This window comes from Cupriavidus sp. 291-E7 (assembly GCF_057798835.1).
The window spans coordinates 102045-128835 of record NZ_JBYOJV010000009.1 but is presented as its reverse complement, the minus strand read 5'-3'; the positions used below and the strand labels follow the sequence as shown (position 1 = coordinate 128835).

At 65.7% G+C, this 26791-nt stretch carries 26 protein-coding genes and 1 pseudogene; 6 read left to right on the top strand and 21 right to left on the bottom strand.

Annotation, left to right across the window (positions count from 1 at the left end):
- Positions 1 to 4: 4 nt before the first annotated feature.
- The 8 genes and pseudogenes from AC3FLX_RS17365 to AC3FLX_RS17330 form a co-directional block, all read right to left on the bottom strand.
- Positions 5 to 649, bottom strand: a complete 645-nt coding sequence (locus AC3FLX_RS17365; RefSeq protein WP_488698543.1) for a TRAP transporter small permease — start codon at positions 647 to 649, stop codon at positions 5 to 7.
- Positions 650 to 777: 128 nt separating this feature from the next.
- Complete coding sequence (locus AC3FLX_RS17360; protein ID WP_488698542.1) at positions 778 to 1692, bottom strand: dihydrodipicolinate synthase family protein; 915 nt, start codon at positions 1690 to 1692, stop codon at positions 778 to 780.
- Between the two features lie 406 nt (positions 1693 to 2098).
- Positions 2099 to 3094: an alpha-hydroxy acid oxidase gene (locus AC3FLX_RS17355; RefSeq protein WP_488698541.1), complete on the bottom strand. Its 996-nt coding sequence runs from the start codon at positions 3092 to 3094 to the stop codon at positions 2099 to 2101.
- Positions 3095 to 3126: 32 nt separating this feature from the next.
- Positions 3127 to 3648, bottom strand: a pseudogene (locus AC3FLX_RS17350) (tripartite tricarboxylate transporter substrate-binding protein); the annotation flags it as partial.
- A gap of 68 nt (positions 3649 to 3716) precedes the next feature.
- Positions 3717 to 4322: a fumarylacetoacetate hydrolase family protein gene (locus AC3FLX_RS17345; protein ID WP_488698540.1), complete on the bottom strand. Its 606-nt coding sequence runs from the start codon at positions 4320 to 4322 to the stop codon at positions 3717 to 3719.
- On the bottom strand, positions 4319 to 5197 hold the full coding sequence (locus AC3FLX_RS17340) for a TauD/TfdA dioxygenase family protein (RefSeq protein WP_488698539.1): 879 nt from the start codon (positions 5195 to 5197) through the stop codon (positions 4319 to 4321). Before AC3FLX_RS17340 ends, AC3FLX_RS17345 begins: the two co-directional genes overlap by 4 nt.
- Before the next feature lie 37 nt (positions 5198 to 5234).
- Entirely contained in the window at positions 5235 to 6380 is a 1146-nt protein-coding gene (locus AC3FLX_RS17335; protein ID WP_488698538.1) for an iron-containing alcohol dehydrogenase family protein, read from the bottom strand.
- A 4-nt stretch (positions 6381 to 6384) separates the two neighbouring features.
- Entirely contained in the window at positions 6385 to 6828 is a 444-nt protein-coding gene (locus tag AC3FLX_RS17330; protein ID WP_488698537.1) for a nuclear transport factor 2 family protein, read from the bottom strand.
- Between the two features lie 127 nt (positions 6829 to 6955).
- Here AC3FLX_RS17330 and AC3FLX_RS17325 point away from each other — a divergent pair, with 127 nt between their 5' ends.
- The 3 genes from AC3FLX_RS17325 to AC3FLX_RS17315 all read left to right on the top strand — a co-directional run bounded on the left by AC3FLX_RS17325 (position 6956) and on the right by AC3FLX_RS17315 (position 9875).
- Positions 6956 to 7858, top strand: a complete 903-nt coding sequence (locus AC3FLX_RS17325; RefSeq protein WP_488698536.1) for a LysR family transcriptional regulator — start codon at positions 6956 to 6958, stop codon at positions 7856 to 7858.
- A gap of 141 nt (positions 7859 to 7999) precedes the next feature.
- Positions 8000 to 8812, top strand: a complete 813-nt coding sequence (locus tag AC3FLX_RS17320) for a hypothetical protein (RefSeq protein WP_488698535.1) — start codon at positions 8000 to 8002, stop codon at positions 8810 to 8812.
- Positions 8813 to 8918: 106 nt separating this feature from the next.
- Positions 8919 to 9875, top strand: a complete 957-nt coding sequence (locus AC3FLX_RS17315) for a Dyp-type peroxidase (protein ID WP_488698534.1) — start codon at positions 8919 to 8921, stop codon at positions 9873 to 9875.
- A 47-nt stretch (positions 9876 to 9922) separates the two neighbouring features.
- Here AC3FLX_RS17315 and AC3FLX_RS17310 read toward each other — a convergent pair whose 3' ends face one another.
- The 8 genes from AC3FLX_RS17310 to AC3FLX_RS17275 all read right to left on the bottom strand — a co-directional run bounded on the left by AC3FLX_RS17310 (position 9923) and on the right by AC3FLX_RS17275 (position 17056).
- Positions 9923 to 10165, bottom strand: coding sequence for a hypothetical protein (locus AC3FLX_RS17310; RefSeq protein WP_488698533.1), 243 nt, complete (start codon positions 10163 to 10165; stop codon positions 9923 to 9925).
- A 78-nt stretch (positions 10166 to 10243) separates the two neighbouring features.
- Positions 10244 to 10885, bottom strand: a complete 642-nt coding sequence (locus AC3FLX_RS17305) for an AraC family transcriptional regulator (protein WP_488698532.1) — start codon at positions 10883 to 10885, stop codon at positions 10244 to 10246.
- 22 nt (positions 10886 to 10907) lie between these two features.
- Positions 10908 to 12200 carry a CaiB/BaiF CoA transferase family protein gene (locus AC3FLX_RS17300; RefSeq protein ID WP_488698531.1) on the bottom strand — a complete coding sequence of 431 codons (1293 nt, stop codon included), beginning with the start codon at positions 12198 to 12200 and terminating at the stop codon, positions 10908 to 10910.
- A gap of 10 nt (positions 12201 to 12210) precedes the next feature.
- Positions 12211 to 13104, bottom strand: a complete 894-nt coding sequence (locus tag AC3FLX_RS17295; protein ID WP_488698530.1) for a MaoC/PaaZ C-terminal domain-containing protein — start codon at positions 13102 to 13104, stop codon at positions 12211 to 12213.
- A gap of 12 nt (positions 13105 to 13116) precedes the next feature.
- Positions 13117 to 13524: a Zn-ribbon domain-containing OB-fold protein gene (locus AC3FLX_RS17290; RefSeq protein ID WP_488698529.1), complete on the bottom strand. Its 408-nt coding sequence runs from the start codon at positions 13522 to 13524 to the stop codon at positions 13117 to 13119.
- Positions 13525 to 13544: 20 nt separating this feature from the next.
- Entirely contained in the window at positions 13545 to 14711 is a 1167-nt protein-coding gene (locus AC3FLX_RS17285; protein ID WP_488698528.1) for a thiolase domain-containing protein, read from the bottom strand.
- 26 nt (positions 14712 to 14737) lie between these two features.
- Positions 14738 to 15847, bottom strand: a complete 1110-nt coding sequence (locus AC3FLX_RS17280) for an acyl-CoA dehydrogenase family protein (RefSeq protein ID WP_488698527.1) — start codon at positions 15845 to 15847, stop codon at positions 14738 to 14740.
- A 15-nt stretch (positions 15848 to 15862) separates the two neighbouring features.
- Positions 15863 to 17056, bottom strand: coding sequence for an acyl-CoA dehydrogenase family protein (locus AC3FLX_RS17275; RefSeq protein ID WP_488698526.1), 1194 nt, complete (start codon positions 17054 to 17056; stop codon positions 15863 to 15865).
- Between the two features lie 222 nt (positions 17057 to 17278).
- Here AC3FLX_RS17275 and AC3FLX_RS17270 point away from each other — a divergent pair, with 222 nt between their 5' ends.
- Entirely contained in the window at positions 17279 to 18808 is a 1530-nt protein-coding gene (locus AC3FLX_RS17270; protein ID WP_488698525.1) for a class I adenylate-forming enzyme family protein, read from the top strand.
- Positions 18809 to 18834: 26 nt separating this feature from the next.
- Positions 18835 to 19800: a tripartite tricarboxylate transporter substrate binding protein gene (locus tag AC3FLX_RS17265; RefSeq protein WP_488698701.1), complete on the top strand. Its 966-nt coding sequence runs from the start codon at positions 18835 to 18837 to the stop codon at positions 19798 to 19800.
- 90 nt (positions 19801 to 19890) lie between these two features.
- Here the strand turns inward: AC3FLX_RS17265 and AC3FLX_RS17260 are convergent, their stop codons facing one another.
- Positions 19891 to 20685: an enoyl-CoA hydratase/isomerase family protein gene (locus AC3FLX_RS17260; RefSeq protein ID WP_488698524.1), complete on the bottom strand. Its 795-nt coding sequence runs from the start codon at positions 20683 to 20685 to the stop codon at positions 19891 to 19893.
- A 172-nt stretch (positions 20686 to 20857) separates the two neighbouring features.
- On the opposite strand from AC3FLX_RS17260, the gene AC3FLX_RS17255 reads away from it, so the two are divergent.
- Positions 20858 to 21760 (top strand): LysR family transcriptional regulator, encoded by a 903-nt coding sequence (locus tag AC3FLX_RS17255; RefSeq protein WP_488698523.1) that lies wholly within the window; start codon positions 20858 to 20860, stop codon positions 21758 to 21760.
- Between the two features lie 25 nt (positions 21761 to 21785).
- Here the strand turns inward: AC3FLX_RS17255 and AC3FLX_RS17250 are convergent, their stop codons facing one another.
- The 4 genes from AC3FLX_RS17250 to AC3FLX_RS17235 form a co-directional block, all read right to left on the bottom strand.
- Positions 21786 to 23318: a class I adenylate-forming enzyme family protein gene (locus tag AC3FLX_RS17250; RefSeq protein WP_488698522.1), complete on the bottom strand. Its 1533-nt coding sequence runs from the start codon at positions 23316 to 23318 to the stop codon at positions 21786 to 21788.
- Between the two features lie 159 nt (positions 23319 to 23477).
- Positions 23478 to 24440: a Bug family tripartite tricarboxylate transporter substrate binding protein gene (locus tag AC3FLX_RS17245; protein ID WP_488698521.1), complete on the bottom strand. Its 963-nt coding sequence runs from the start codon at positions 24438 to 24440 to the stop codon at positions 23478 to 23480.
- 133 nt (positions 24441 to 24573) lie between these two features.
- On the bottom strand, positions 24574 to 25560 hold the full coding sequence (locus AC3FLX_RS17240) for a Bug family tripartite tricarboxylate transporter substrate binding protein (RefSeq protein WP_488698520.1): 987 nt from the start codon (positions 25558 to 25560) through the stop codon (positions 24574 to 24576).
- A 10-nt stretch (positions 25561 to 25570) separates the two neighbouring features.
- Entirely contained in the window at positions 25571 to 26767 is a 1197-nt protein-coding gene (locus tag AC3FLX_RS17235) for a CaiB/BaiF CoA transferase family protein (RefSeq protein WP_488698519.1), read from the bottom strand.
- Positions 26768 to 26791: the final 24 nt, after the last annotated feature.

The window sequence follows — 26791 nt, the reverse complement described above, 5'->3', positions numbered from 1 at the left end:
TCCCTCAGTTGACCGATTCGGCGTCGCCGACATGGAACTCGGGGTAGGTCCGGCGCGGTGCCAGGTCCAGGTCTTCGAGCAGGTTGGCCAGTGCGTGCAGGCTGAGCGTGCACGCAAACAGCGGCATGATCAGCTGCAGCACCCACATGGGCCACTCCAGCGTCTGCGTGTGTTCGGTGTAAAGGAAGTTGAAGGACTGCGCCGCGTACTCCTTTGCATCGAAGTGGTACTGGGCAATGCCGATGGGGTCCATCCACAGCCAGCACATGGCGATCAGGGCCAGGCCGAATACCAGCACACCGCCCGTGGCGATGACTTTGGAAGCCTTGGCAGCCCTGGGAGGCAGTTGTTCGGTCAGCAGCCCGACCGCGAAGTCCAGCCGCAGCCGCGTCATGATCGAGGCGCCGACGAATGTCAGCCACACCACCGAATAGACGGAAGCCTCGTCCACCCAGTAGAGCGGCAGGCCGGCGTAGCGCGTCACGACATTCAGCAGAATCAGCAGCACCAGCAGCGTCATCAGGCCGCCCAGTGCAAGACGCTCGACGGCCAGCACGGCTTCGGACACGCACAACACCCAGCGTACGGGTCGCGCCACGCGCGTGCTGGCGGGCGCTTCGTCCGCCGTGATGGAAGATAGTTCGGGCATTGCTGAAACGCTCCTGTTCGTGAAAATCAGCCGGGTCGGGATCGAGCAAGTTGAATGCCAGTTGCACGAGGCACGCGGCAGCGCGTGATGCGCGTGCCGCGTGCGGGCATCCGGCGCGGTTCAGTGCATCACGCCACCGACTGGTACTGCACCGGCCGTGTTTCCAGTGCCTGGCGCACGACCTTCTCGATGAAGGCACGTTCCTCGCCGATCAGCGGCAGGCGCGGACGGCGCATATGCTCGGTGCCCACGCCGACGATGGCATCGATCAGCTTCAGGTTCTGCACGAGCTTGTTGGAAACATCGAGATGGAGCATCGGCGTCATCCAGCGATACAGCTTCAGCGCCTCGGCGAAGTTGCCCACTTTCATGAGGTCGAACAGGGCAACGGTCTCGCGCGGGAACGCGCAGCCCACGCCGGCCAGCAGGCCGTCGCAGCCGAGCGCCAGTCCTTCGTACGCCAGGTCGTCCACGCCCATGAAGATCTGATAGCGGTCGCCCACGGTGTTGCGCAGATCGGTGACGCGGCGGATATCGCCGGTGCTTTCCTTGACGGCCGCGATCCACTTGCAGTCGGCCAGTTCGGCCATGTGCTCGGGCTTGAGGTCCACGCGATACGCCACCGGGTTGTTGTAGACCATCACCGGTTTCTGGGCCGCTTCCGCCATCGCGCGGACGTTCTGCATCGCCTCGCGTGCGTCGGCCACGTAGATGACGGACGGCATGACCATGAAGCCCGCCACGCCCAGTTTGTTGGCGCCGTCGATATAGCGCAGCGCGTCGCGCGTGCTGGTTTCGGATACGTTGGCCAGCACGGGCACGCGGCCGTCGGCCGCTTCCAGCGCAATGCGTGCCACGTCCAGCTTTTCTTCCAGGGAAAGCGTGCTGGCCTCGCCCAGCGATCCGCAGGTGACCAGGCCGTGGATGCCGTTGCGGATCTGGAAGTCGATATGGCGGATGGTGCCCGCGGCGTCGATGCTTTCGTCGGCGTGGAATTTGGTCGTGACGGCCGGGAAGATACCGGTCCAGCGCGGATTGCTCATGAAGAACTCCTCGGTTGGGAAGTGGACGGCCACGCGCTCCGGCCCTCCTTTTGGGGCCTCGGCACATGGCATTGAAATATCTTGTAAATATATTAAGGATATCTTTGGGAAATAATCCAGCAAGATCGATGCCAGTGGAAACCCGGATAGGCGGCGTGCCGGAAACCGGCGTCAAACGGTCGGGGATGGGTCGGGAATGGGCTGGCTGGGACAGGCGGCGCCGCACGGCAGGGCTGAAATTGGGGCAGCCGTGCACCGCAAGCGGAGGCCATGCACCGGGACGGCACACGCGGCCGTCCGTCCTGTCCGGAAGGGAGGAAAGGAAAAGAAATGCCGGAGTCTGGCTCCGGCATTCGCAGTGATGCGTGGGGTTGTGGAGAGGGGACGACCGGCGTCGACCGGGCGGCTAGCGGGCCTGCTCCAGTGCCACGCGCATGGCGTCGGAATTCCTGGGGGCGTCCGTCGGATCGCGCATCTGGTCGCCCATCAGCGAGGGCGCATTGAAGAGCAGGTCGCGCGAGATTGCCTCGGTGCGCGTCACCCCGCACAGTTGCATCGTCCGCAGATATTCATCCTGCAGGATCGTCAGCGCACGGCGCGCGCCTTCCTCTCCCGCGGCGGATACGCCGTAGAGCGTGGCGCGGCCCACCAGCACGGCCTGTGCGCCCAGCGCCCGCGCCTTGAGAATGTCGCTGCCGCGCCTGACGCCGCCATCGAGCAGCACCGGCACGCGGCCATTCACCGCGAGGGCCACATGGGGCAAGGCGTCGATCGATGCCGGCACGCCATCGAGTTGCCGCCCGCCATGATTGGATACGACGATTGCATCGGCACCCAGCGCCACCGCGCGCACGGCATCGTCCGGCCGCAGGATGCCCTTGACGATCAGCTTTCGGGGCCAGCGGTCGCGCAGCGCCGCCAGCGCATCCCAATCGAATGCCGGATCGTAGTTGCGACCCACCGACGACGCCACGGCGCTGGCGCTGCGGGCTTCGGCTTCCAGGCCGCGCAGGTTCTCCATCACCGGCATGCCGTGCGCCAGCAGGCCCATGACCCAGCGGGGGCGGGTGGCGAAGTCCAGCACATTGCGTGGCGTGAAGCGGAACGGCACGCGGAAGTCGTTGCGAAAGTCCCGTTCGCGCTTGCCGCCCACGGGCAGGTCCACGGTAATGACCAGTGCCTCGTACCCGGCCGCATGGGCGCGGTCGATCCACGCATGCAGGAAGGGCTTGTTGCGCAGGATGTACGCCTGGAACCAGAGCCGGCCCGGCGCCGCGTCGGCAATCTGCTCGATGGAGGCCGTGGCGGTGCTCGACAGCGTATAAGGCACCCCTGCGGCCGCGGCCGCGCGCGCAATGGCGATGTCGCCGCCGTGCCGGCCGACTGGATCACGCGCTGCCAACGCTGCTGGTCCTGCTTCAGGTAGTCCGCGAACTGGGCCGGTGTGTCGCCAACCGGCACCGCGCCGAGGCTGCGCAAGCGTTCCTTGACCGCGGGTTTGGCCAGTGCCTTGGTCATCGCATCGTGCAGCTTGTCCACGGCCTCCTTGGGCGTGCCGGCCGGCGCGAGCAGCCCCACCCAGGGCGCCGTTTCCTCAAAGCCCGGAAAGCCGGACTCGGCCATCGTCGGGGCATCGGGAAACTCGGGCAGGCGCTTGGCGGTGCCGACGGCCAGCACACGCAGGCGCTTCTGGTTCACGTATTCGGCAATGCCGATGATCGGATAGAACGTGAACGAGACACGGCCGGCCATCACCTCGGTCAACGCGGGACCATTGCCGCGGAACGGTACGTGGGTCATATGGACTTTCGCCATCGTGCCCAGCAGCTCCGCGGCCAGGTGCCCCGAGCCACCGTTGCCGGCGGAGCCGAAACTCACGGCACCTTCGCCGGCCTTGGCCGCCTTGATCAGATCGGGCAGCGTGCGATACGGCGAATTCGCTGCCGTGACGGCCACCAGCGGCAGCGTTGCCGCATTCGAGATCGGCACGAAGTCCTTGAGCGGATCGTAGCCGGCACGCTCCTTCAGCAGCAGCGCGTTGACGTTGTGCGACAGCGAGGCAACTCACGCGCGCTCATGTCGTTCAGCACCGTATATCCGGCGACGATGGACGGGACATCGTCCGCGTGGATGCGGCTGGCGTGCGTGCCAATGACGACGGCCAGCTCGGCTTCGAAATCGAGCTTGATGACGCCGGGCGGGCACGGAACAGCCGTGCCGGGCGCCGTCACGCTCGACGGCAGCTTGGCGATGATGCGCGGCTTTTCAAATGGCGCCACGCCCGTTTCCTTGGCATGGTCGGCATAGTTGCGGCCGATGGCGACAATCTTGCCGGGACGCGGAACCGGTGCCAGCAGCGTCACGGCGCTCAGCGCGATCATCGGCTCGATGCCGGCCTGCCGGACGGCGTCGACATGCAGCGCAAGCGCGGCAAGTGCCGATGGGCCTGCCTGTAGCAGCCGCAGCATGCCGCCGCTTGCCGGTTCGATGCCGGCGGTGGCGCAGCGTTGCGTCACCGCTTGCGTCACCGGTGTCTCGCGGATCCAGTCACCGACGGGCAGCAGGTGGTCGTTGCCAACCATGACGCCCGTGCCGGGCCTGCCGTCGTGCAGGTATGTGACGAGCCTCATGCGACGGCCTCGGGAAAGAAGCGGTTCGCCATTACCTGGCAACGCTTGATCAGGCGGCGCTCGTCGGCGCGGTAGTCGGCCACGGCGTTGTGTATGGTGCCCATGTTGTCCCACATCAGCACGTCGCCAACGGTCCAGCGGTGGCGGTAGCGGTATTTGTCCTGCAACTGGTGCGCGAACAGGTAGCTCAGCATGTCGTCGCTCTGCTGCTGCGGCAACTCGTTGATGCGCACTGAGTAGCCGGGGTTGGCATAGAGCACCTTGCGGCCCGTGATCGGATGCGTCAGGAACAGCGGATGCGATACCGGCGGCTTGGCGGCGCGCTGTGCGTCGGTCAGCGGCGGGCGCTGGCTGCCTTTCTCGCGTCGCATCATTTCCCAGAACTTGTTGAAGTCGTGCAGCACCGTCATGCCGTCGAGCTGTGCCTTGATGTCGTCCGGCAGGCCGTCGTAGGCGGCGTGCATATTGCAGAACTCGGTGCAGCCCAGCGGCTCGCCATCGCGATGCGGGATCTCGATGCCATAGAGGATGTTGCAGAACGCGATCATGCTGCTATACGACATGTCGGTATGCCAGTCCTGCCCCGCGTCGGCCAGGCCGATCGGCGTGCCGTTCTCAACGATGTTCGACAGGATCATGACCTCGGGCATGCCCGGTTCCTGATACTTGCCGGCCACGTTGATCTCAAGTTTGCCAAAGCGCTCGCTGAAGGACTTCAGGCTCGCGGCGTTGAGCCGCTGGCCGGGAAAGCTGACCACGCCGTGGCGGCCGAGCGCCTGTTCGACCGCTGCCTGCTCGGCGTCGGTCAATGGCCGGGACAGGTTCAGGCCTTCGATGCGGGCGCCAAAGCCATCGGCATTGGGCAGGATGTTCATGAGGGGTCTCCGTTTCTGGCTTGTTGAGTGGGGCGCCTTACCAGGCGGCCGTCAGGATCGAAAGAACGTCTTCGGCGCTAGTCACGGGCCTTGGGTTGAAGGCCAGGCCGCGCTCGCCCATCACGTGGTGTGCCACGGCGGGCAGTGTCTCCGCGGCGATGCCCAGGTCGCGCAGACGCGTGGGTACACCGGTGTCCGTCTGCAGGGCCAGCAGGCATGCGGGCAAGTCGTGGCCGCCGAGCGCGCGCGCGGCAGCATCCGTTTCGGCCTGTGCCGCCGGCGCGTTGAAACGCACCGCGTGGGGCAGGATCACGGCATTCGCGGCGCCATGCGCCACACCGAACGTGGCACCAAGCACATGGCAGATCGCGTGATGAAGGCAACTACGTGCGCTGGCCAGCACCATGCCGGACAGGTGTGCCGCCAGCATCAGTTCCGCGCGTGCGGATTCGCTCCGTGGTGCGCGCGCCAGTTCGCGCATCGCGCTGCCAAAGCGGTGCGTGGCGTCGATCGCCAGGACGGAAGCGATGGGCGAGGCAGCCGTCGAATAGAGGCCCTCGATGCAATGCGCCAGGCCATTCATGGCCGTGCTCAGCAACAGCGCCGCCGGGATCTCGCGCGTGGCCGACGGGTCGGCCAGTACCACACGGCTGGCGAGCTGTGCATCCCAGAACAGCAGCTTGGTCCCGGCATCGGTGCGGATGCCGAATGACGGCGTGACTTCGGCGCCGGAGGCCGTGACCGGTATCGAAAGGATCGGCAGCTTTGGCGCCAGCAACGGGGGCAGGATCACCTGACGCGGCGGAATGAAGCGGCTGGCGTGCTGCGCCAGTTCGCCGCCTTCGGCCAGCAGCAGCGTCACGGCTTTGGCGGTATCGCTGACACTGCCGCCGCCCACGGCCACGATGCCGTCGATGCGTGCACGGCGTGCGGCAGCGGCGATATCGGTGACGGCCTGTACCGAAGAGTGCGCGGGCACGTCGCTGACGGACAACGACACGCTATCGCGTAGCAGGTCGCTCACCGTTGCATGAAGGGCCGACGCCGCCGTGCGCGGGCTGCTCAGCAGCAAGGGCCGGCGCACCCCGAGGCGGTCCAGCTCTTCGGGCAGGGCCTGTACGGCGCCGGCGCGCAGCACCAGGCGCGTGCGCAGGGACTGATGGGCAAAGTCGTGGGCGTTCATCGGCTCAGGCCACCGCGGCAAAGCGGAATTCGGGAGTGATGGTCAGGGCCAGCAGCAATGCATCGCCCGCGTCGTGCCGGATCGTGGCGCGCACCGCATAGAGCTGCGACGGGCCGTCGATGGTCACCAGCCCCTGCGGCGGCGTGCCGTTATCAAAGCGATATACGGCCATATAGCCCCCGGCTTCGACGACGTTCCGGTCATGCGTGTGCACCAGGACGTTTGTCAGTACATGGCGGATTCGTTGCGTTGCCGAGCGCGCCTGCATGGCTTCGCGCATCGCCGCGTGTCCGCGCAGCGCCACGCCCTGGCGATGCCAGGTGCCTTCGGGGTCGAACAGCGCGAGCAGGCCGTCATAGTCCGATTGGTCCAGGCAGTGAAAGAAACGGTGCAGCAGTTGCTGGCACAGGGGCAGGAGGGCCGAGTGGGGCGACATGGGGGGCGACATCGATTGTTTTCGTGTTGGAAGCAAGCGAAAGCACCTGCATTGCCGCAAAGACTACCGGCCGTTCTTGCGGTCGGGAAGCACATGGACGAGAATTTGTTGTTTCCATACTGGAAACAACAGGGGCACTATGGACCGGCTGCGCTGTATCGAGGTTTTCCTGGAGGTGGCCAAGGGCCGCAGCTTTTCTGCCGCGGCCGAGCGGCTGGGCATGTCCAAGGGCAATGTGACCAAGCATGTGGCCTGGCTGGAGACGTCGCTCGGCGCCAGGCTGCTGACGCGCACCACCAAGAGCGTGGCGCTGACCGATGCGGGACTGTCGCTGCTGGATGCTGGCGCGGACCTGCTGGAACGCTACGACCAGGCGCAGGCCGCGATCGAAGGTTCCATCACGTCACCGCGTGGCGCATTGCGGGTGGGGACGCCACCCTCGTTCGGTGCGTTTCACCTGGTGCCGCTGTTGACGGAGTTTTCCGTGCTGCACCCCGACGTGCAGGTCATCCTGCACCTGGACGATGGCCGCGCCGATCTGGTCAAGGACGGCCTCGACCTGTCCGTGCGCATCGCGCCATCGCTGCGGGATACAAGCTACGTCGCGCAGAAACTCGCCGTGGTGCCGCAGATCCTGGTGGCGTCGGATCGTTATCTGGCGGCGCGCGGGCACCCCGCGACGCCGCAGGATCTACTCCAGCACGATTGCCTGGTGCACGCGCTCAAGTCGCCGACCAATACCTGGGCATTCAAGGGGCCGGACGGCAATACGTCGGTGCGCGTGACCGGCACGATCCGCGCGAATTTTGGTGAAGCGCTGCGGCATGCGGCCATCCTCGGCCACGGCATTGCGATGCACCCGACGTACATGGTCAACGACGACCTGCGGGAAGGACGGCTGCGGCGTGTGATGCCCGACTACCAGCCCACGGTCCTGGATATCTTCGCGGTGTTCCCCAGCCGGCAGCACATGCCGACCAGGGTGCGGGTGTTTATCGATTTCCTGAAGACGCGCTTCAGTGACGTCTCCGGCTGGAGCTGAGCGGGGCTGGGATTTTTCCGCCAATCGGGAATGTCAATCCCATGAAAGCGTAGTACGGGTCAGGGGAAACCCGCGGCCGCAAATGTGCAAAAATGGCGCGAGTCACTATCAGGTGTTGCATCTCGCGCACAAATAAGAGAAGTGGGAGTTTTCAGATTTATCCGCAAGCGCAAGCCCGTACCGGCCGTCGAATCACGGACGCTGCCGGCTACGGCGCCTGCGCTCTATGTCCAGGACACGACCAGTTCGTACGAACGTGTCTTCAATCGCGTGATGGCCACCGTGCTGGGCATTTCCGAGGAAGAGGCTTCGGAGATCCTTGCCATCGTCAATCGCAGCGGCTCCGACGGCCTGAATATGGCGGGCTACTTCGAGCAGGTCTACGCCGCCTATTTCCGTGGACGCGAGTGGACCTGGACCGAGTACGACCAGTGGGCGCGCCTGTTTTCCGAGATGGGGGCGTATCCGTCGCACTGGACCGATGTCGACCTGCCCGCCAAGACCAAGACCCGCACGGAAGAACTGCTTGCCCAGCGCGGCTCCGACATCCGTGCATTCCTGGACGCGCAGGGCGTGGTGTATGCCCCGCGTGCCGGCAAGACGCAGCTCGTTGCCCTCGCGGAGGTCACGCCGGGTCTGGAAGACTCCGGCTTGTGGCACGCCGTGCTGGAAAGCCGGCGGCAGGAATCCCACGCCGCCACCGAACGCCGGCCCCGCCTGCTCTACGATCTGCTGATACGCACGATCGCCTATCGGGCCAAGAGCGAGCGCGATGTGGAGCGGGCCAGGGCCGCCGGGGTCAAGCGCTTCGATCTGATGCTGACCATCGAGGCAGACCGCAGGTTTGTCGAAGTGGCGCGCAAGAAAAGCCCATCGACGGTGCCGCCGTTCTATCCGAACGATTTCACGTTACTCAGGCCGATCATCGAGAACGGCGAACCGGGTAGCAGGTAGCGCCGTTTCACGCCGCTGACGTCCGGATTCGGTATATTTGCCGCTACGCCAGCCTGCATGCCAGCGCTGGCACCAGCCATCAATCGTCAAGCGACTGGACAAGAATATGGACAACACCCCACTGCCGCAGCCCGTCTACAGCCCCATCACCCGCAGCGCCATTTTCATCGTGGCCACCTTGTCCGACGGCAGCGAGCATGCCGCCACGGTCAGGGCGCTGTGCGCCGATATCGCCGCGCTGGTTCGCTCGGTCGGAAAACGTGTGCCGGCCGGCAACCTGTCGTGCGTGGCCGGGTTCGGGTCCGATGCCTGGGACCGGCTGTTCGGCGGACCCCGTCCGTCGTCGCTGCATCCGTTCAGGGAGTTCGGGCCGGAGGAGCGCCGCGCCATCGCCACGCCCGGTGACCTGCTGCTGCATATCCGGGCCGACCACATGGATTTGTGCTTCGAACTGGCGACGCAGCTCATGAAGCGTCTCGGGGGCGCCGTATCGGTGGTCGACGAGGTACAGGGCTTTCGCTACTTCGACATGCGCAGCATGGTTGGTTTTGTCGACGGCACCGAGAATCCTGAAGGGGGCGATGCGGTCCGCTTCACGATCATCGGCGATGAAGATCCGGAGTTTGCGGGCGGCAGCTATGTGCTCGTGCAGAAGTATCTGCACAACATGGCCGCGTGGAACGACCTGACCGTCGAGGCGCAGGAGCGCGTCATCGGCCGCACCAAGCTGGACGACATCGAACTCGATGACTCGGTCAAGCCGTCGTGCTCGCACAGCGCGCTGACCACGATCGAGAAGGACGGCGAGGAGGTAAAGATCCTGCGCGACAACATGCCCTTTGGCCAGCCGGGCAAGGGCGAGTTCGGGACGTTCTTCATCGGCTACGCCCGCTCGCCCGAACCCATCGAGCAGATGCTCGAAAACATGTTCGTCGGCAAGCCGCCGGGCAACTACGACCGGTTGCTCGACTTCAGCAATGCAGTGACGGGCGGGCTGTTCTTCGTGCCGTCGGCGTCATTGCTGGAAGACTTGGCTGAACGTGAGCCCGGTGCGGGCCAGTGACCTGAGCCACAGCGCCTGACCCGCCACGCGGGCCTTGGGCGCGAGCTTCAGCTCGTATGGATCGGCGCCAGCGACGCCTTGGGCGAGCTGGCCGCCGAGGCACCTGCCGTAGCGCCCGAAGTGGTGCCAGTGGCGCCATTTGCGCAATCACACGTGACGGGCCTGACCTGCTGACGCTGATGGGCGTAGGCACGCGCGCGCTCGATCACAGCAAAATCAGGACCGGCAACGGCGGACAGCGAGGCAAGGAGGGAGGCTGCGCCACACAGGGCGAGCAGGGCGGACTTCATCGAAGACTCCGGTGGGTGGGGAATGACCGTTGTCCAGGATGATCCGACTTTTTTGGTATAGCGTCTAAGACCGGTTTGTTATGCGGGGAATAGGCTGGACCAATAGTGATGGCCAGTGCCCGGCGCCGGCCTGCGGTCCGTGGTGGTGTTGTCTTCACCAGCGAGCGCGCATTGAAACCGATGAAGCGATGCGCCAAACCGGTCGTGGAATGCGGCTTCAAGATCATGGCTGGCAGGCCATCCCACGCTGCGTTTCAGCGCTGGCATCGCGGTACGGGCATGCATCGGTTCGAACAGCAAGCGCATCAGCCGCTGCGTCCGGCAAAGCTCGCCAAAGGCCGCGCCCCCCGCGAACAATGTGCGGCGAATCCGGTCGGGCGATTCCCCGAGCAGATCGGCCACGAAGGCTGCATTCCAGGGCAGTTGCGGTTGCAGGAAGATCCGTTGCGACAGGTCCCGATGCAGCGCGATTGGATCGGTGGCCCCGCAGGCCGATGCCATCTCGACGCGGCATCCAGCCGGTTGCCAGGCGCTGCCCGCAATGTGCAGGTCGAACGCCTGGAACGGCTCGATGATGCAGGGCTGGCCGGGCACGAGTACGCGCTCGAAGCCGTCGCGCCGAATCACCGTGGTTCCGCGCTGCGCCGTGACGGTCATCGGAAAGACCGGCATCAGCCGCGCCAGGCGGACAGGCGACGACGACAGGACGCAGAATCGCATGGCCCCGGCAGACCTCATCCGGCTACAGCACGCCCTTGGCGCGCAGGTCGGCAACCGCTTGCCGGTCAAGGCCGAGGCAATCGCGCAATACCTCGTCCGTGTGCTGGCCCAGCGCGGGCGGCGCGTGTCGCAGCGTCGGTGGCGTCTCGGATAAGCGCAGCGGGCTGGCCGTGGTGCAGATCCGGTTGACCGAGTCGGCCTCCGGCTGCTCCGATGCCGCGTAGCGGTACTGCTCGACGCGCAATCCGCGATGCTGGACATGCTCGTCCGCAAACGCCTGCCCGATATCGTTGATCGGACCGCACGGTACGGAGGCGGCTTCGAGCAGGGCGATCCATTCGCGCGTGGGCTTCTTGCGCGTGATCTCGCTCATCATCGGAATCAACGTTGCGCGATGCGTGACGCGGGCGCTGTTGGTGGCATACCGATCGTCGCGTGCCCAGTCGACATCGGCCACTTCGCAGAAGCGTGCGAACTGGCCGTCATTGCCGATGGCCAGCAGCATGTCGCCATCGTGCGTCGGAAAGTCCTGATACGGCACCACGCTCGGGTGCGCATTGCCCTGCCGCGTCGGCACTACCCCGGCGTTCAAATATCCCGCGCCCTGATTGGCCAGCACCGCCATTGCAACGTCGAGCAGCGCGATGTCGATACGCTGGCCACGCCCGGTATGGTGCCGCGCTTCAATCGCTCCCATGATGGCCGTGGTGGCATACATACCCGTGAATACGTCGATCACCGCCACGCCCACGCGCAGCGGCCCCGCGCCGGGTTCACCGTCGGGCTGGCCCGTGATGCTCATCAGCCCGCTCATGGCCTGGACCAGCAGGTCGTAGCCGGGGCGTGCCGCATAGGGGCCGGTCTGGCCAAAGCCGGTGATCGAGCAGTAGATCAGGCGCGGATTCAGCGCGCTCAGCGCTTCGTAGTCCAGGCCGTAGCGCTTGAGTCCGCCGGTCTTGTAGTTCTCGATGACCACGTCACTTTGCGCTGCCAGCTCACGCACCAGCTTCTGGCCTTCGGGTGTGGCGATGTCGACCGTCACGGAGCGCTTGTTGCGATTGCAGGCCGCGAAGTAGCTGGCCTGGCGCGTCGGACCATCGTCGCCATCCAGGTACGGCGGCCCCCAGTGACGGGTATCGTCGCCCGCACCGGGCTTCTCGATCTTGATTACATCGGCGCCCATGTCGGCCAGGTTCTGGGTACACCAGGGCCCGGCCAGCACGCGCGAGAGATCCAGCACGCGAATGTGGCTCAGCGCGCCGGTTTGCGCGGACGGCGGCGGCAGGCCGTGGGTCGAAGCGGAGGAAGCTGTCATGTCGAAAAATTCAGGCGATTTCTGCCCAGCCGTGGCTGAGTACGACCTTGTCGCGCTCCTGTACTTTGGCGCGCAACTGGAAATGTCCGGAATGCAGCGGGTCTCGCCAGATCTCGGTCACCAGTGTCTCGCCGGGATAGACCGGCGCCGTAAAGCGGATATCGAACGCGCGCAGCCGTGACGGATCGCTGCCGGCGCATTGCCGCAGCAGTGCGTGGGCCACCAGGCCGTAACTGGCCAGACCATGCAGGATCGGCCGTTCGAATCCGGCCGCCGCCGCGACGGCGGGGTCGGCGTGCAACGGATTGAAGTCGCCCATCAGCCGGTACAGCAGCGCGGCTTCGGGCCGCGTGGCCTGTGTGTCGACGAAGTCGGGCGGCCGGTCTTCGGGCGTCGGACGCAGCGCGGGAAGCGGTTCGTCGGTGGGCTGGCCGCCATCGAGCTGGCTATAGCCGCCGTCGCCACGCAGGAACGACACCTGCTGGATCGTGGCGAGCAATTCTCCGCGCGTCGTTTCCAGCCGCCGCTCGGTGACCATGATCGCGCCCTTGCCCGCGCCTTTGTCGGTCAGATGCGTGATGCGATTGTGGCCAACCACTTCGGCGCCAGCGGGCAGCGGGCGATGCAGGCGCAGGCGTTGTTCGCCGTGCAGCAGCTTGACCCAGTCGATGCCGGTATCCGGTTCGCGCGCCCAGAAGCCGGGGTAGCCCAGCACCACGGCCTGCGATGGCAGCGCGCGCAGTCCGCCCGGCGTGCCTTCGTAGACGAACGGCAGGGCCGATGCGTTGAGCGGGTCATTGCCGAGGCCCAGGCTCAGGGCGTACAGCATGGTGTCCCGCTCGGTGTAGTGCTGGCGCACCGGCGGAAAGGGCCGGTTGCGCAGATGCTGATAGCTGATCGGCATGCGGTGTCTCGCTCAGGCCAGTACGACCGGGGCAAAGACGGGCACGGGCGCGCCGCCTTCGGTTTCTGCGAAACGCACTTTCACGCGCTGGCCGATGCGCACGCTGTCCAGATCCGTGTCGACGATATGGGTCAGCATGGTGATGCCTTCGTCGAGCTTCACATAGGCGATGCAGAACGGATGCGGACCCGCCCGGCGCGTGATGCTGAACGAATAGATCTCGCCCAGGCCGCTGGCGGCCTTCCAGTCGGTGTCGCCCATGCAGAACGGGCACAGCACGCGCGGATACCAGTGGGGTTTGCCGCACGATTTGCAGTGGCGCACCAGCAGCTTGCCGTCGCGTGCAGCCTGCCAGAACGCGATGTTGTCGGGCAGTTCGTCCGGTGCCTTGTAGACGGTGGGAACGTAGGGAGTAGTCATGGTGGGCATCCGTTTGCGTACTATTCGCGTTCGAGGATCAGGGTGGCGGAGCCGTGGCGAGAACCCATGTAGCCGCCGGTGCCCTGGGCCAGTGCCAGCTGGCAGTTCTTTACCTGCACGGCCGGGTGAGCCTCGCCGCGCAGTTGGCGCACGGCCTCGATCACCTTGGTGATGCCGCCACGGTTGGCCGGATGGTTGTTGCACAGGCCGCCGCCATCGGTGTTGAACGGCAGTTTGCCGACGCCCGAGATAAGGTTGCCGTCCATCACGAACTTGCCGCCTTCGCCCTTCTTGCAGAAGCCGAGGTCTTCCAGTTGCATCAGCACGGTAATGGTGAAGCTGTCGTAGATCGATGCGTACTGGATGTCGGATGGCGTGACCCTGGCTTCCGCGAATGCGGCTGCGCCCGAGACGCGCGCAGCGGACCACGACAGGTCCACTTCGCCGCCCAGCAGGCCCTTCACATGTTCCCCCGCGCCGAGAATCTTGATCTTCGGCCGCTTGAGCTTCGCCGCGATTTCGGGTCGCGCGACGATGAGGGCGCCACCGCCATCGGACACGACGCAGCAATCGAGCCGGTGCAGCGGGTCGGAGATCATCGGCGAGTTCACCACGTCCTCGACGGTCACCACTTCACGCAGCATCGCGTTGGGGTTGTGCTGGGCGTGATGCGACGCGGCAACCTTGATCCACGCGAGTTGCTCGGGCGTGGTGCCGAATTCGTACATATGGCGCTGGGCCACCATCGCATACAGGTTGACGGTGACCGGGTTGAACGGCGCTTCGAACGGTTGGTCCGGCAGGTTCGCGCCCCAGTTGCGGGCCTGCGTGCCGCTGGACCCTTCGGAGCGCGGGCGTCCGGCCAGCGTGATCAGGGCCACGTTGCACTTGCCGGCGGCGATGGCCTGCGCGGCATGCGACACGTGGGCGATGTACGATGAACCGCCCATCTCGCTGGAGTCCACGTGGCGCACATTGAGGCCGAGGTAGTCGACCATGTTGACCATGCCGAGACCCGGTGCATCCCCGGCGCAGAAGTAGCCGTCGACGTTGGCCAGCGTCAGGCCGGCATCTTCCAGCGCGCCCCTGGCGCATTCCGCGTGCAGTTGTGGCACCGTCTTGTCCGGTGCCTTGCGGGTCGGATGCTCGTAGGCGCCGACGATATATGCCTTGCCGTTGATTGTCATGGGTGTGTCTTCCTTCTGGTGTCTGGTCAGGCCGTCATGGCTTCGGTGTAGCGTTCCATGTGCAGATCGGTGTCGCCAAGCAGCACATCGATCATCGTCAGCGCCTTGAAATAATCGCCCACTTCGAGTTCGTCAGTCATGCCCATGCCGCCATGCAGCTGCACGGCCTGCTGGCCAACGTAGCGTGCCGCACGGGCCGTGACGACCTTTGCGGCGGATACCTTGCGGCGGCGCTCGGCGGCATCGCCGGCATCCAGCCCCTGCGCGGCCACATAGGCCATCGACAGCGCCAGTTCCTTTTGCAGCAGCATGTCGGCCATGCGGTGCTGCAGGGCCTGGAACGACGCCAGCGGCTTGCCGAATTGCTTGCGGGCGCCCAGGTACTCGGCGGTGATTTCGATCAGCCGCTCCATCGCGCCGGCCGCCGTGGCGCATTGCGCGGCGATGCCGTGGTCGATGCCGAATTCCAGCGCGTCCACGCCCTCCGTCGTGACCAGCGTGGCCGGGACGTCGGCGAGCTTCAGGTCGGCGCCGGCAAGGCGATCGATGGTCGGATAAGCGGTGACGGTCAGGCCGGGCGCATCGCGGTTCACCAGGAACAGCCCGAGCGCGCCATCGAGCCGGGCGGAAACCAGGTAAGTGTCGGCCGCATCGCCGTGCCACACCACCGATTTCGTACCGGTCAGCGTATAGCCGTTCGGTTCACGCTGGCACGCAACGGTCTGCGCTGCTTCCAGCCGATACCGCGTGCCCGGCTCCAGATAGGCCGGTGCCAGCACCTTGCTGCCATCGGCGATGGCCGGCAGCCATTCGGCCTGCTGCGCGGCGGATGCGTAGCGGGCCAGGATGGCCGTGGCGATGACCGCGGCCGGAATCACGGGCTCCTGCACCAGCCCGCGTCCGAGTTCTCGTTGCACCACCACCTGGCTTGCCGGACCTTCGCCAAAGCCACCGTGGTCGGCCGGCACGCACAGGCCGAGCACGCCCATCTCGGCAAGCTGCTGCCAGGCGGCGCGGTTGAAGCTGCCCTGTTCGCGCGCATTGCGGCGGCGGTTTTCAAACGTGTATTCGGTGGCGACAAAGCGGCGCAGGCTGTCGGCCAGCATCTGCTGTTCTTCGCTGTAGGTGAAATCCATGCCTGTCGTCCTCTCTTAAAAGCCGATGATCATCTTGGAGATGATGTTCTTCTGGACTTCGGTCGAGCCGCCGTAGATGGTGGTCTTGCGCATGTCGTAGTAGGTGGATGCCGCCGGCGCTGCCCAGTCCGGGCCGCTGACGGGCTGCGGGGCGCCAGGCTCCATCCAGTCGGGCGAATAGGGCCAGCCGTTCGGCCCGGCCACTTCCATCTGCAGCATGGCGATGTCCTGTTGCAGCTCGGAGCCACGGATCTTGACGATCGATGCCTCGGGGCCGGGAGTGCCGGCCGCCTGCGTGGCCACGCGCAGCAGCAGCATTTCCAGCGCCATCAGGTCCATTTCGACGCGGGCGATTTTGTCGCGCATGCGCACGTCCTCGATCAGCGGACGTCCGCGGCCGTCGGTGGATTCCGCGGCGTAGTGCTTAAGCTGGCGCAACTCGCGATAGCAGTGGCCGATACCGGCAATGCCGGTGCGTTCATGGCCGAGCAGATACTTGGCGTAGGTCCAGCCCTTGTTCTCTTCGCCCAGCAGGTTTTCGACGGGTACTTCCACGTCCTCGAACCAGGTTTCGTTGACGTCGTGGCCGCCATCGAGCGTCTTGATCGGGCGCACGGTCACGCCGGGGGATTTCATGTCGATCAGCAGCATCGAAATGCCTTCCTGCGCCTTGGCTTCGGAGTCTGTCCGCACGAGGCAGAAGATCCAGTCCGCGAAATGCGCCATCGTCGTCCAGGTCTTCTGCCCGTTGACGATGTATTTGTCGCCCCGGCGTACGGCCTTGGTGCGCAGCGATGCGAGGTCGGAGCCGGCGCCCGGCTCGGAATAGCCTTGGCACCAGAAGTCATCCACGGTCGGGATGCGCGGCAGGAACCGTTGCTTGTGCTCGGCGCTGGCGTACTTCATCAGCACCGGGCCGATCATCGTGAGGCCGAACGGCAGCATGCGCGGCGCACCGGCGCGGAACGTCTCGATTTCGAAGATCAGGCGCTGCAGCGCGTTCCAGCCCGTGCCGCCCCATTCCGTGGGCCAGGTCGGCGCGCCCCAGCCTTGCGCGTGCAGGATGCGGTGCCAGCGCGCATAGTCGTCTTTCTCGACGCGGCGATGGCCGAGTACCTTGTCGCGGATGTCGGCGGGCAAGTGCTGCCTGACAAAGGCGCCAACTTCTTCGCGGAAGGCTTCTTCTTCTCTTGTGAAACGCAGGTCCATGAACTGTCTCCGATCAGTGAATCCGATTCTATGGGCGTGGGCGTCACGCTGGTTCGAGATTGCCGAATCCAGCCTTTTGGATCGCAAAATGCGTGTCCGGTGCGGGGAGGGCGCGCTTTCAGGCCGTCGAAGCCGCCCCTTGTGATTTACGAATGGCGCCGCCCAGTCTTTGGGATCATGCTGCGCGGACCTCTTCATCGTATTTGCATAAGGACGCCAGGCGTGACTACGCGGATTCATCAGCTGCTTGATCATTGGTTGACCGAGGCTCCCGATCAACCGTTCATCCACTTGCCGGACGGCCGCAGCCTGAGCTTTGCCGATCTGGGCGCGCTGACCGCCGTGGCGGAAGCCGAATTGCGCGCGCTGGAGGTCAGACCCGGCGACCGCGTGATGGTGGTGGCCGAAAACTGTCCCGAGCATGCCGCGCTGATCCTGGCCTGCAGCCGCCTGGGGGCCTGGTCGTGCGGCGTCAACGCCCGCATGGCGCCGGCCGAAATCGACGCTTTTGCGGTCAAGGCCGACGCCCGCGTGGTGTACTTCACGGCGTCGGCCTCGCGCGCGGCTGCTGCGCACGCGGCGCGTTTCAATGCCGTGGCGTCGGCGCTGGACGGCATGCAGCGCGCCGCCGTGCGTGCCGATGCCATCCCCGAGCCTCAGCCCTTGCGCGACCAGGTTGCCGCGCTGATTTTCACCTCGGGCACGACGGGTGAGCCGAAGGGCGTGATGCTCACGCACGACGCGCTGATCCATTTCGCGCGCGTGACGCGCGATGCCCGTGCGCTCGGTCCCGCGGATCGCAGCTATGCGTTTGTGCCGATGACCCATATTTTCGGCCTCGGTACGGTGCTGCTCAGCTCGCTGCTGGCCGGCGCGCAACTGGTGATGCGCCCGCAGTTCGATCCGGCGGACCTGCTCGATGCGCTGGCGCGTCACGGGGTGTCGCAGGTGCAGGGGCCGCCCACGCTGTTCTCGCGGCTGCTGGGTTATCTGCAGGAACAGGGCATTGCGCAGCCGGTGGCGCCGGCACTGCGCTACCTCTATACCGGGGCCGGACCGCTCGATCTGTCGCTGAAGAAGCGTGTGGAAGCGATGTTCGGCATGGCCCTGCATCATGGCTATGGGCTTTCCGAATACGCCGGATCGGTCCATGTGACGCGCCTTGGCGACCAGCGGCCCGATACCAGCGCGGGCCACGCGGTGGCCGAAGCCGAGGTGCAGGTGACGGACCCGTCGACCGGCAAGGCTTTGCCGTTCGGTGAGCGCGGCGAACTCTGGTTGCGTGGCAGGGGGCTGATGCCCGGCTACTTCCGCGATGCCGCTGCCACCGCGGCGGTCATGCGCGAGGGGGGCTGGTACGCGAGCGGCGACCTGGGCGAGATGCACGCGGACGGCGCGCTGTTTGTGGTCGGCCGCCTCAAGGAGATGATCATCCGCTCGGGCTTCAACGTGTATCCGGCCGAGGTGGAAACCGTGCTCAATGCCCACCCGAGCATTCAGCGTTCGGCGGTGGTCGGTTGCCCTGAAAGCGATGGCAACGAGGAAATCGTGGCGTTCGTGGAGTTGCGTCCCGGCGCCCAACTGGACCTGCCAGCGCTGCACAGCCATCTGCGGGACCGGCTGGCCCCGTACAAGCGACCGGCGCGCATCGTGGCGCTCGGCGAATTGCCTACCAATAACAACGGCAAGATCCTCAAGCGTGTGCTGCAGGAGCAGGCCGGCTCGATGTTGACCCAAGGAGACCCAGCATGACCCGCTCTTCCGCCGTGCCGTCCGCCATGCGCAGACGGTTGATGGCCGCCGGCCTGTTCAGTGCCGTGGCGCAGCCGTTTGCCGCGCTGGCCGCCGACGCCTGGCCCACAAAGCCCGTGCGCCTGATCGTGCCATTTCCGCCAGGCGGTCCGGTGGACAGTACCGCGCGCATCTTCAGCCAGAAGCTTGGCGAGATGTGGAAGTATCCGATCGTGATCGATAACCGCGCTGGCGCGGGCGGCACCATCGGCGCCGCCATCGCGGCCAAGGAAGTGCCTGACGGCTACACGCTGTTCCTGGGGTCGATCCATCATGCCGTCAATCCGTCACTGATGGGCAAGTTGCCGTACGACATCGAGAAGGATTTCGCGCCGATCAGCTTTGCGGCTATGTTCCCGGTGTTCGTGGTTGCGCATCCGTCGGTCCCGGCCAACAACATCAAGGAACTGATCGCATACGCCAAGAGCGGCCATACGTTGGCCTACGGCTCGTCGGGCAACGGCGGCGGCACGCACCTGGCTGGCGAGCTGTTCAATATGGAAGCGGGCACCAAGCTGCAGCACATTCCGTACAAGGGCAGCGGCCCGGCGATGAATGATTTGCTGGGTGGCCAGGTGCAACTGATGTTCAGCGATGCGCCCACGGCGCTGCAACATATCAAGTCGGGACGTATCAAGGTGCTGGGCGTGGCAAGCCGCAAGCGGTCGGGCATGCTGCCCGATGTGCCCACCGTCGCCGAATCGGGATTGCCCGGCTACGAGGCCTATTCCTGGGCGGCGCTGTTTGCGCCGGCACAGACGCCCAAGGCGGTTCTCGACAAGATCAACGCCGATTTCAATGTGGCGATGAAGGACGCTGGCGTGAAGCAGCGGTTGTTGCAGGCTGGAGCGGAAGCGGACGCCGGCACGCAGGAGCAGATGCGCCAGCGCCTGCACAGCGAAATCGAGAAGTGGCGGAAGGTGATTCAGACGGCGGGGATCACTGCGGGTTGAGCCGGCGCCTGAACCAAAGCCTCCGCCATCGGATATGCGCACCCCTCTCCCATGCAATGGGAGAGGGGTGGGGGAGCAAGCCAAGAAACATCAATCAGCCGAAGTAGGCCACTGGAACAGCGGTGGTTCCTTTTCCTTGAAGCGGCGCACGGCCTCGCGGTGGTAGCCGGTGGTGAACGCAATGCCCTGACCCAGTGATTCCAGTTCGAGCATGCCGCGCACGTCGCTGCCGATCGACTGATTCAGCGCACGCTTGGTCAGGCCAAAGGCCACCGGCGACGCCCCGGCCAGGCCGCGCGCGAGCTGGTCGGCGCGCGCATATAGCCCGTCCTGAGGCACGATCTCGAACACGGCGCCGATCCGCTTTGCCTCTTCCGCGCCGATTTCGCGGGCGCTGAATATCAGGTCGCGGGCGTGAGCCATGCCCACCACGCGGGGCAGCGTGTACAGCGCGCCGCAATCGGGCACCAGCCCAACCTTCATGAATGGCATGCAGAAGCGTGCGCGTGGCGTGGCCACGATAAAGTCGGCCAGCAGGGCCAGGCTGAAGCCGGCGCCATAGGCCACGCCGTCCACCGCCGCCACGACGGGGCGGTCAAGGTCGACGAGCATCGCAATCCAGCCGTGCAGGTCGTCCATGCGGTTGCGGCCGGAATCGGCGTCGGTGACGTTCATCGCGCGGATATCGCCACCGGAGCAGAAGTCGGTGCCCGCGCCGCGCAGCACCACGGCGCGCACCGTGCGGTCGGCGCGGATCTGTTGCACCACTTCGCGCAGCGCGTCGCGGATGGGGGCGTTCAGTGCATTCTTCTGCTGCGGACGGTTCAGGGTCAGCGTCGCAATGCCGTCCACAATGTCCACCAGCAGGGTGTTCTCTTCGGTCATCCCTTGTCTCCATGCGGGTTCGATGGCACAGCTTGAACGATGTGCCGCCGCGCGGCTATTTCGATGTTTTGAATCCGGCATTCGCCTGCAATGAAGTCCCCCCCGTAGTTGCGAGAATGGAAAAAATGCGGCGGTTCGGGGGATAATCACCGACTACTCGGGAGACAACGTCATGCGCTTCGATCTGGTCGATCTGAACCTCTTCACGCATATTGCGGAAGCCAGCAGCCTGACCCGCGGTGCAGAACGTTGCCACCTGTCGCTGCCGGCGGCCAGCACGCGCATCAAGAACCTGGAAGAGCAGGTGGGCGTGAAGCTGCTGAGCCGTAGCAGCCAGGGCGTCAAGGTCACGCCGGCCGGAGAAACGCTGCTGGCCCACGCGCGTCGCGTGCTGCGACAGATCGAGCAACTGAGCGGCGACCTGCAGGAGTATGCGTCGGGCATCAAGGGACACGTCCGGGTGTTTGCCAATACCACGGCGATGAGCGAATTCCTGCCGGGGGTGCTGCGCACGTACCTGGTCAACCATCCCGATGTGACCGTCGATATCCGTGAGCGGCTTAGCCCGGATATCGTCCGGGCCGTGCAGGAAGGCATGGTCGATATCGGCATTGCGGCCAGCGGCGTGAACATGGAAGGGCTGGAGGTGATGCCTTACCGGCTTGACCGGCTGGTGCTGGCCACCGCGCTGAGCCATCCGCTGGCGCAGCGCAAGCGGGTGCGCTTTGTCGAGACGCTCGACTACGATTTCATCGGCCTGCCCGAGGAAAGCGCGATCCACAACTTCCTGAAGCGTGCCGCGGCCGATCTGCAACGCACGCTGCACTGGCGCATTCAGGTCAGTAACTTCGAGACGGCGGGGCGCATGATCGAAGCCAACGTCGGCATCGGCATTCTGCCGGAGAGCACGGCACGCCGCCATGCGCAGACGATGGCGCTCAACATCGTGCAGATCGAGGACGACTGGGCCGAACGGAAGCTGCAGATCTGCGTGGCAGACCTCGATGCGCTGCCCGCTTTCGCGCGCAAGCTGGTGGACCTGCTTGTGGAAGACGGCACCGGCAACCCGGCCTGACGGCGCCTGCGTGCCCGGACGCTGCCTAGACCAACTCGGCAATCATGCCGCGTAGCTGATGCTTGTGCAGTTTGCCGCTGGCCGTGGTGGGAATGGCGGACACGCGCACGATCTGGGCCGGGCGTTTGTACGGAGACAGCCGCTCGGCCAGATAGGCATGCAGTTCCGCGGCATCGAATGTCTCGCCTTCGCGTAGCTCGACGAACGCGACGATTTCCTCGTTGCCGTCGGCCGCTGGCCTGCCAACCACGGCGGACAACCGCACCGACGGGTGCGAGTTGATGACCGACTCCACCTCGATCGGATACACGCTGAAGCCCGACCGGATGATCAGATCGCGCGTGCGGCCGACGATGTACAGCGCGCCGTCGGGACCCAGCCGGCCGATATCTCCGGTGTTGAGCCACCCATCCGGGCGCAGTGCCTCGGCCGTTTGCGCCGGCGCGCGATAGTAGCCACGCATGACGCCGGGGCCTTTCACCCACAGTTCGCCCGGCGTGCCCTGCAGCACGGCCTCGCCGCCTGCTCCCACGATACGCAGTTCGGCGCCCTCGACGATCTCGCCAGCGGCGCAGTCGCTGCGAGGGCGGTCCAGACGGGTGATGAACAGCGATCCGGCATATTCGGTCATGCCATAGCCATGATGCAGCGGCTGGCCGAATACCGTTTCGACATTGCGCTTGAGCGTTGGCTCCAGCGGCCCGCCGCCCGTGTACAGATAACGCAGCCGCTGCGGATGCAGCGTGGCGATGCCTTGCTTCTGCAGATGGGCGAGGATGCGGCTGAACATCGCCGGCACGCCCTGCAGTATCGAGATCGCCTCGCGTTGCAGCGCGGCGCAGGCGTCGTTGACGTTGAAGCGTGCCACCAGATAAAGGCTGCCGCCACCCTGAAACGTGGCCAGCAGCAGCGTGGCAAGCCCGAAGATATGCGACATCGGCATTACCGCATAGGCGCAGTCTCCGGGGCCGATGCCACGGGTTTCAGCGGTGACGCGCGCATAGTGCAGCAGGCCGCGATGCGTGACCATCACGCCCTTGGGCTGGCCCGTGGTGCCCGATGTGTAGATCAACGCCGCAACTTCGCTGGCCAGCTCGCGCGGTTCACGCTCGCTGCCCGCGTCGACGTCCGCTGCCATCAGCGGCCCCAGTCCCGGCGGCGCGATTTCGCGGGCACGGTAGCGCAGGCCGTGGCGCAAGGCGTCGGGCGACGCGGCGTGCGTGAACAGCATCAGGCGGGGCGTGCAGTGCGTGCGAATCTCCTCGATCTCGCGCGCGGTGAGCCGGGCATTGGTCACAACGGGCCACGCACCAAGCTCGGACAGGGCAAAGACCAGCGTGATCACCGCCAGGCAGTTTTCGCCGGTGATCATCACGCGGTCGCCGGCGGCGACGCCTTGCGCCTCAAGATACTGCCTTGCCAGGCCGACGTTTTCCCAGAGCTGCGCAAACGTCACCGTGCGTTCGCCTTCGTACACGGCCACGTTGTTGGGCGCATGTGCCGCCCAGTGGCGGGGAATGTCGCTGATGCGATTCGCGATGGCTCGGTCCTGCGGCATCTCGCTCAAGTCCTTTTGCAGAGTGGATTCGGGTTCGGTGAGGCCGGAAACCATCCGGCATGTCGCAGTGTATGGGCAGGACAGGGGCCGCGCAATTCGTGATCGGGAAAGCGGTGCTTCGCCGGCGCGGAACGTCTGGACCCTGCACCGGCCGCGCCGTTACTCCACCTCAATGTGCGCCGTCTTGACGACGTTGCCCCAGAGAGCAAGCTCCTTCTTGATGCGGTCCTGCAACGGCGCGGGGCCGGTGATGTTGAGATCGTAGCCACCATCGGTCATGCGCGCGCGGAAGGCCGGGTCCTGGCCCACGGCCTGCTGCGCCTTGACCAGGCGATCCACCACATCGGCGGGCATGCCAAGCGGCCCCACCAGGCCGTACCAGCCGGTCAGATCGTATTGCTTGAGGCCCGATTCCACCAGCGTCGGCACCGTCGGCAACGCGGCGTTGCGTGTCTTGGAGGTGACGGCCAGCGCGCGTACCTTGCCGCCCTGGATATGGCCGATGGCGGTGCCGGTGATGTCGAACATGAACGTGACCTTGCCGCTCGTGACGTCGGCCATCGCCGGTGCATTGCCTTTATACGGCACGTGCAGCATTTTCACCCCGGTCATCTGCGCGAGCAGTTCCGCCGACAGGTGGTTCGACGCGCCAATGCCGGCCGAGCCGAAACTCACTTCGCCCGGATGCTTGCGTGCGTAAGAGACCAGTTCATCGACGTTCTTGGCCGGGAAGTCCTTGTTGATCAGCAGGACATTGGTGTAGTCGGTGATCAGGCCCACATAGGTGAAGTCCTGCGCCGGCTTGAAGCTGACCGATTTCTGGATCAGCGGCGTCATCGTCATGGTGGGGCTGGCCACGAAGTAGAGCGTGTAGCCATCCGGCTTGGCGCTGGTGGTCATGCCCGCCGCAATGGCGCCGCTGGCACCGGCGCGATTGTCGACGATGACGGGCTGCTTGAGCACGCGGCCCATGTAGTCGGCATAGATGCGCGCGGCGGTGTCCACCGGGCCGCCCGGCGCGTAGCCAACCAGCAGCCGCACCGGGCGCGAAGGGTAGGTGTCGGCCAGGGCCGTTCCGTGGGCCAGCGCCAGTAGCGCGCCGGCGAGCATGATTCGCAGCATCGTCTCCTCCTGTTTCTTTATCAGGGTGTTGTCGGGGGAGACTTTGCGGCATGCCCGCCTGCCGGGCAATTTGCATTTCCTGAAGGTGGCCTTTGATGAAGCGATAACTGCCCGCGGCCCCGCTCCGGCGCTGTCAATCGAGCTGGATCCCGGCAGTACGGACGATTTCCGCCCATTTCGGGGTGTCGTTGCTGACCACGGTGGCCAGTTCCGCCGGACTCGATGCCACGGGCTGCAGGCCCATCGCCGTGAGCCGCTGGGATACCTCGGGCTGCTTCATGATCCGGGCGATTTCGGCCGACAACCGCTCGGCGATGGGGCGCGGCGTGCCGGACGGCAGGAATACGCCGAACCAGCCATTCGGCTCGAATCCGCTCAGGCCGGCTTCGGCGAACGTGGGCACGGACGGCAGGGCGGCATGGCGCTGCGTGCCGGTGATGCCCAGCACGCGGAATTTGCCGCTGCCAAGATAGCTGTTGGCCGACGTGACATCCACGAATGCGGAGTCCACCTGGCCGCCCAACACGTCGCTTACCAGCGGCGCGGCACCTTTGTACGGGATATGGACGATGTCGATGCCGGCACGGATCTTGAACTGCTCGCCGTGCAGATGCGACGACGTGCCATTGCCATAGGAGCCGTAGCTGAGTTTGCCGGGGCTGGCCTTGGCCAATGCGATGAATTCGCTCAGCGTGCGGGCCGGTACCCTGGATGGCACCACGAACAGATCGGAAGACCGGGCCACCAGCGACACGGGCAGGAAGTCGCGCTCCACGCTGTACGGCATTTTCCGGTACAGGCTTGGCGACTGGATCATCGCGGTGATGCCCAGCAGCACCGTATAGCCGTCCGGCGCGGCTTTCGCCACGATGTCATTGCCAAGAATGCCGCTGGCGCCGGGCTTGTTGTCCACCACCACGGGCTGCTTCCACGCCTGTGACAGCGGTTGCCCGATCAGGCGCGCGATCGTATCGGCGCCGCCGCCCGCCGGATAGGGTACGACCAGCCTCAATGGACGGCTCGGATAAGCGTTATCGCCGCGCGCGGGCCAACTGGCCAGCGCCGCGACCGAACCCAGGGCTGCCGCCTGCCCGAACCAGCGTCTCCTGCCATATTGCATATCTGTCTCCTCAGTCAGTGCTTTCGTCTGGCGATTCGTCGAGCGTGGTCACGCCGTCGGCCGCCAGCATTGCCACCTGTGCGTCGTCGTAGCCAATCGTCTTCAGGATCTCGCGGCTGTGCCGGCCGAGTGTTTCGCCAGCATGGCGATAGACCGGCGGCGTCGCGGAATAGCGCACCGGGTGCGCAATCTGCCGCAGCGTCGATGCGTTCTGGCGGACCGGCACGTCGACCACCATGCCGCGTGCCGCGAACTGTGGGTGTGCCGCCGATTCCTCCAGCGTCAGCACCGGTTCCACGCAACAGTCCTCGGCGGCAAACAGCGCGCACCAGTGCGCGAAAGACTGGCTGCGGAACGCGGCGGCAATCTGCCGCTTCAGCGCGGTCATATCGGATTGAGCCAGCGCCACCCATTCGGGATGCCCCATGACATCGCAAAAGCGCTGCAGGAATTGCGGCTCCAGGCTGCCCACCGAGAAGTGCCGGCCATCGGCCGTGGCGTAGTAGTCGTAGAAGCAGCCGCCGTTGAGCCGTTCCGATTCGGGGCGCGGGGCGTGGGCGCCGGCCAGGTAGCTCGCGCCCGACATCGCGTTGAGGCTGAATGCCGCGTCGGTCATGCTGACATCGAGATGCTGGCCCTGGCCCGTGCGATGCCGATGGGTCAGCGCGGCCAGGATGGCCAGCGCCGCGTGCAGGCTGCCGCCCGCGATATCGGCTACCTGGATGCCCAGCGGCGCGGGGCCATCGCGGCCGCTGTAGCTGGCCGTGCCGGCGATCGACAGATAGTTGATGTCGTGCCCGGCGCGGTCGCGGTAGGGACCATCCTGCCCGTAACCGGTGATGGAACAGTAGATCAGCCCCGGATGGGCCTCGCGCAGCTGCGCGTAACCGAGCCCCAGCCGTGCCATCACGCCCGGGCGAAACTGCTCGACAACGATGTCGTGCGTGCGCAGCAGCCGGTGCACCGCGTCGATGGCCTCGGGACGCTTGAGATCGAGGGCCAGCGAGCGCTTGTTGCGGTTCAGCCAGGCATGTGCGGCGGACACCCCTTGGCACTGCGGCGCCAGCCGCCTGACCGGATCGCTGCGGCCGGGGGCCTCGATGCGGATCACCTCGGCGCCCAGATCGGCCAGCGCCAGGGTGGCGAAAGGCCCCGGCAGCAGCGTGGAGAAATCAAGGATCTTCAGCCCTGCCAGCGGTCCGTTCATGCTCGGTTCGTCCGTGATGTCGAA

What these genes read in the sequence shown, in the direction of transcription:
- AC3FLX_RS17345 (WP_488698540.1), bottom strand. Translation starts at nt 4,322, where the DNA reads ATGAGGCTCGTCACATACCTGCACGACGGCAGGCCCGGCACGGGCGTC.
- AC3FLX_RS17335 (WP_488698538.1), bottom strand. Translation starts at nt 6,380, where the DNA reads ATGAACGCCCACGACTTTGCCCATCAGTCCCTGCGCACGCGCCTGGTG.
- AC3FLX_RS17260 (WP_488698524.1), bottom strand. Translation starts at nt 20,685, where the DNA reads ATGACCGAAGAGAACACCCTGCTGGTGGACATTGTGGACGGCATTGCG.
- AC3FLX_RS17275 (WP_488698526.1), bottom strand. Translation starts at nt 17,056, where the DNA reads ATGGACCTGCGTTTCACAAGAGAAGAAGAAGCCTTCCGCGAAGAAGTT.
- AC3FLX_RS17265 (WP_488698701.1), top strand. Translation starts at nt 18,835, where the DNA reads ATGCGCAGACGGTTGATGGCCGCCGGCCTGTTCAGTGCCGTGGCGCAG.
- AC3FLX_RS17340 (WP_488698539.1), bottom strand. Translation starts at nt 5,197, where the DNA reads ATGAACATCCTGCCCAATGCCGATGGCTTTGGCGCCCGCATCGAAGGC.
- AC3FLX_RS17310 (WP_488698533.1), bottom strand. Translation starts at nt 10,165, where the DNA reads ATGAAGTCCGCCCTGCTCGCCCTGTGTGGCGCAGCCTCCCTCCTTGCC.
- AC3FLX_RS17250 (WP_488698522.1), bottom strand. Translation starts at nt 23,318, where the DNA reads ATGCCGCAGGACCGAGCCATCGCGAATCGCATCAGCGACATTCCCCGC.
- AC3FLX_RS17300 (WP_488698531.1), bottom strand. Translation starts at nt 12,200, where the DNA reads ATGACAGCTTCCTCCGCTTCGACCCACGGCCTGCCGCCGCCGTCCGCG.
- AC3FLX_RS17255 (WP_488698523.1), top strand. Translation starts at nt 20,858, where the DNA reads ATGCGCTTCGATCTGGTCGATCTGAACCTCTTCACGCATATTGCGGAA.
- AC3FLX_RS17245 (WP_488698521.1), bottom strand. Translation starts at nt 24,440, where the DNA reads ATGCTGCGAATCATGCTCGCCGGCGCGCTACTGGCGCTGGCCCACGGA.
- AC3FLX_RS17315 (WP_488698534.1), top strand. Translation starts at nt 8,919, where the DNA reads ATGGACAACACCCCACTGCCGCAGCCCGTCTACAGCCCCATCACCCGC.
- AC3FLX_RS17360 (WP_488698542.1), bottom strand. Translation starts at nt 1,692, where the DNA reads ATGAGCAATCCGCGCTGGACCGGTATCTTCCCGGCCGTCACGACCAAA.
- AC3FLX_RS17325 (WP_488698536.1), top strand. Translation starts at nt 6,956, where the DNA reads ATGGACCGGCTGCGCTGTATCGAGGTTTTCCTGGAGGTGGCCAAGGGC.
- AC3FLX_RS17290 (WP_488698529.1), bottom strand. Translation starts at nt 13,524, where the DNA reads ATGACTACTCCCTACGTTCCCACCGTCTACAAGGCACCGGACGAACTG.
- AC3FLX_RS17235 (WP_488698519.1), bottom strand. Translation starts at nt 26,767, where the DNA reads ATGAACGGACCGCTGGCAGGGCTGAAGATCCTTGATTTCTCCACGCTG.
- AC3FLX_RS17305 (WP_488698532.1), bottom strand. Translation starts at nt 10,885, where the DNA reads ATGCGATTCTGCGTCCTGTCGTCGTCGCCTGTCCGCCTGGCGCGGCTG.
- AC3FLX_RS17365 (WP_488698543.1), bottom strand. Translation starts at nt 649, where the DNA reads ATGCCCGAACTATCTTCCATCACGGCGGACGAAGCGCCCGCCAGCACG.
- AC3FLX_RS17295 (WP_488698530.1), bottom strand. Translation starts at nt 13,104, where the DNA reads ATGCCGATCAGCTATCAGCATCTGCGCAACCGGCCCTTTCCGCCGGTG.
- AC3FLX_RS17280 (WP_488698527.1), bottom strand. Translation starts at nt 15,847, where the DNA reads ATGGATTTCACCTACAGCGAAGAACAGCAGATGCTGGCCGACAGCCTG.
- AC3FLX_RS17285 (WP_488698528.1), bottom strand. Translation starts at nt 14,711, where the DNA reads ATGACAATCAACGGCAAGGCATATATCGTCGGCGCCTACGAGCATCCG.
- AC3FLX_RS17330 (WP_488698537.1), bottom strand. Translation starts at nt 6,828, where the DNA reads ATGTCGCCCCCCATGTCGCCCCACTCGGCCCTCCTGCCCCTGTGCCAG.
- AC3FLX_RS17240 (WP_488698520.1), bottom strand. Translation starts at nt 25,560, where the DNA reads ATGCAATATGGCAGGAGACGCTGGTTCGGGCAGGCGGCAGCCCTGGGT.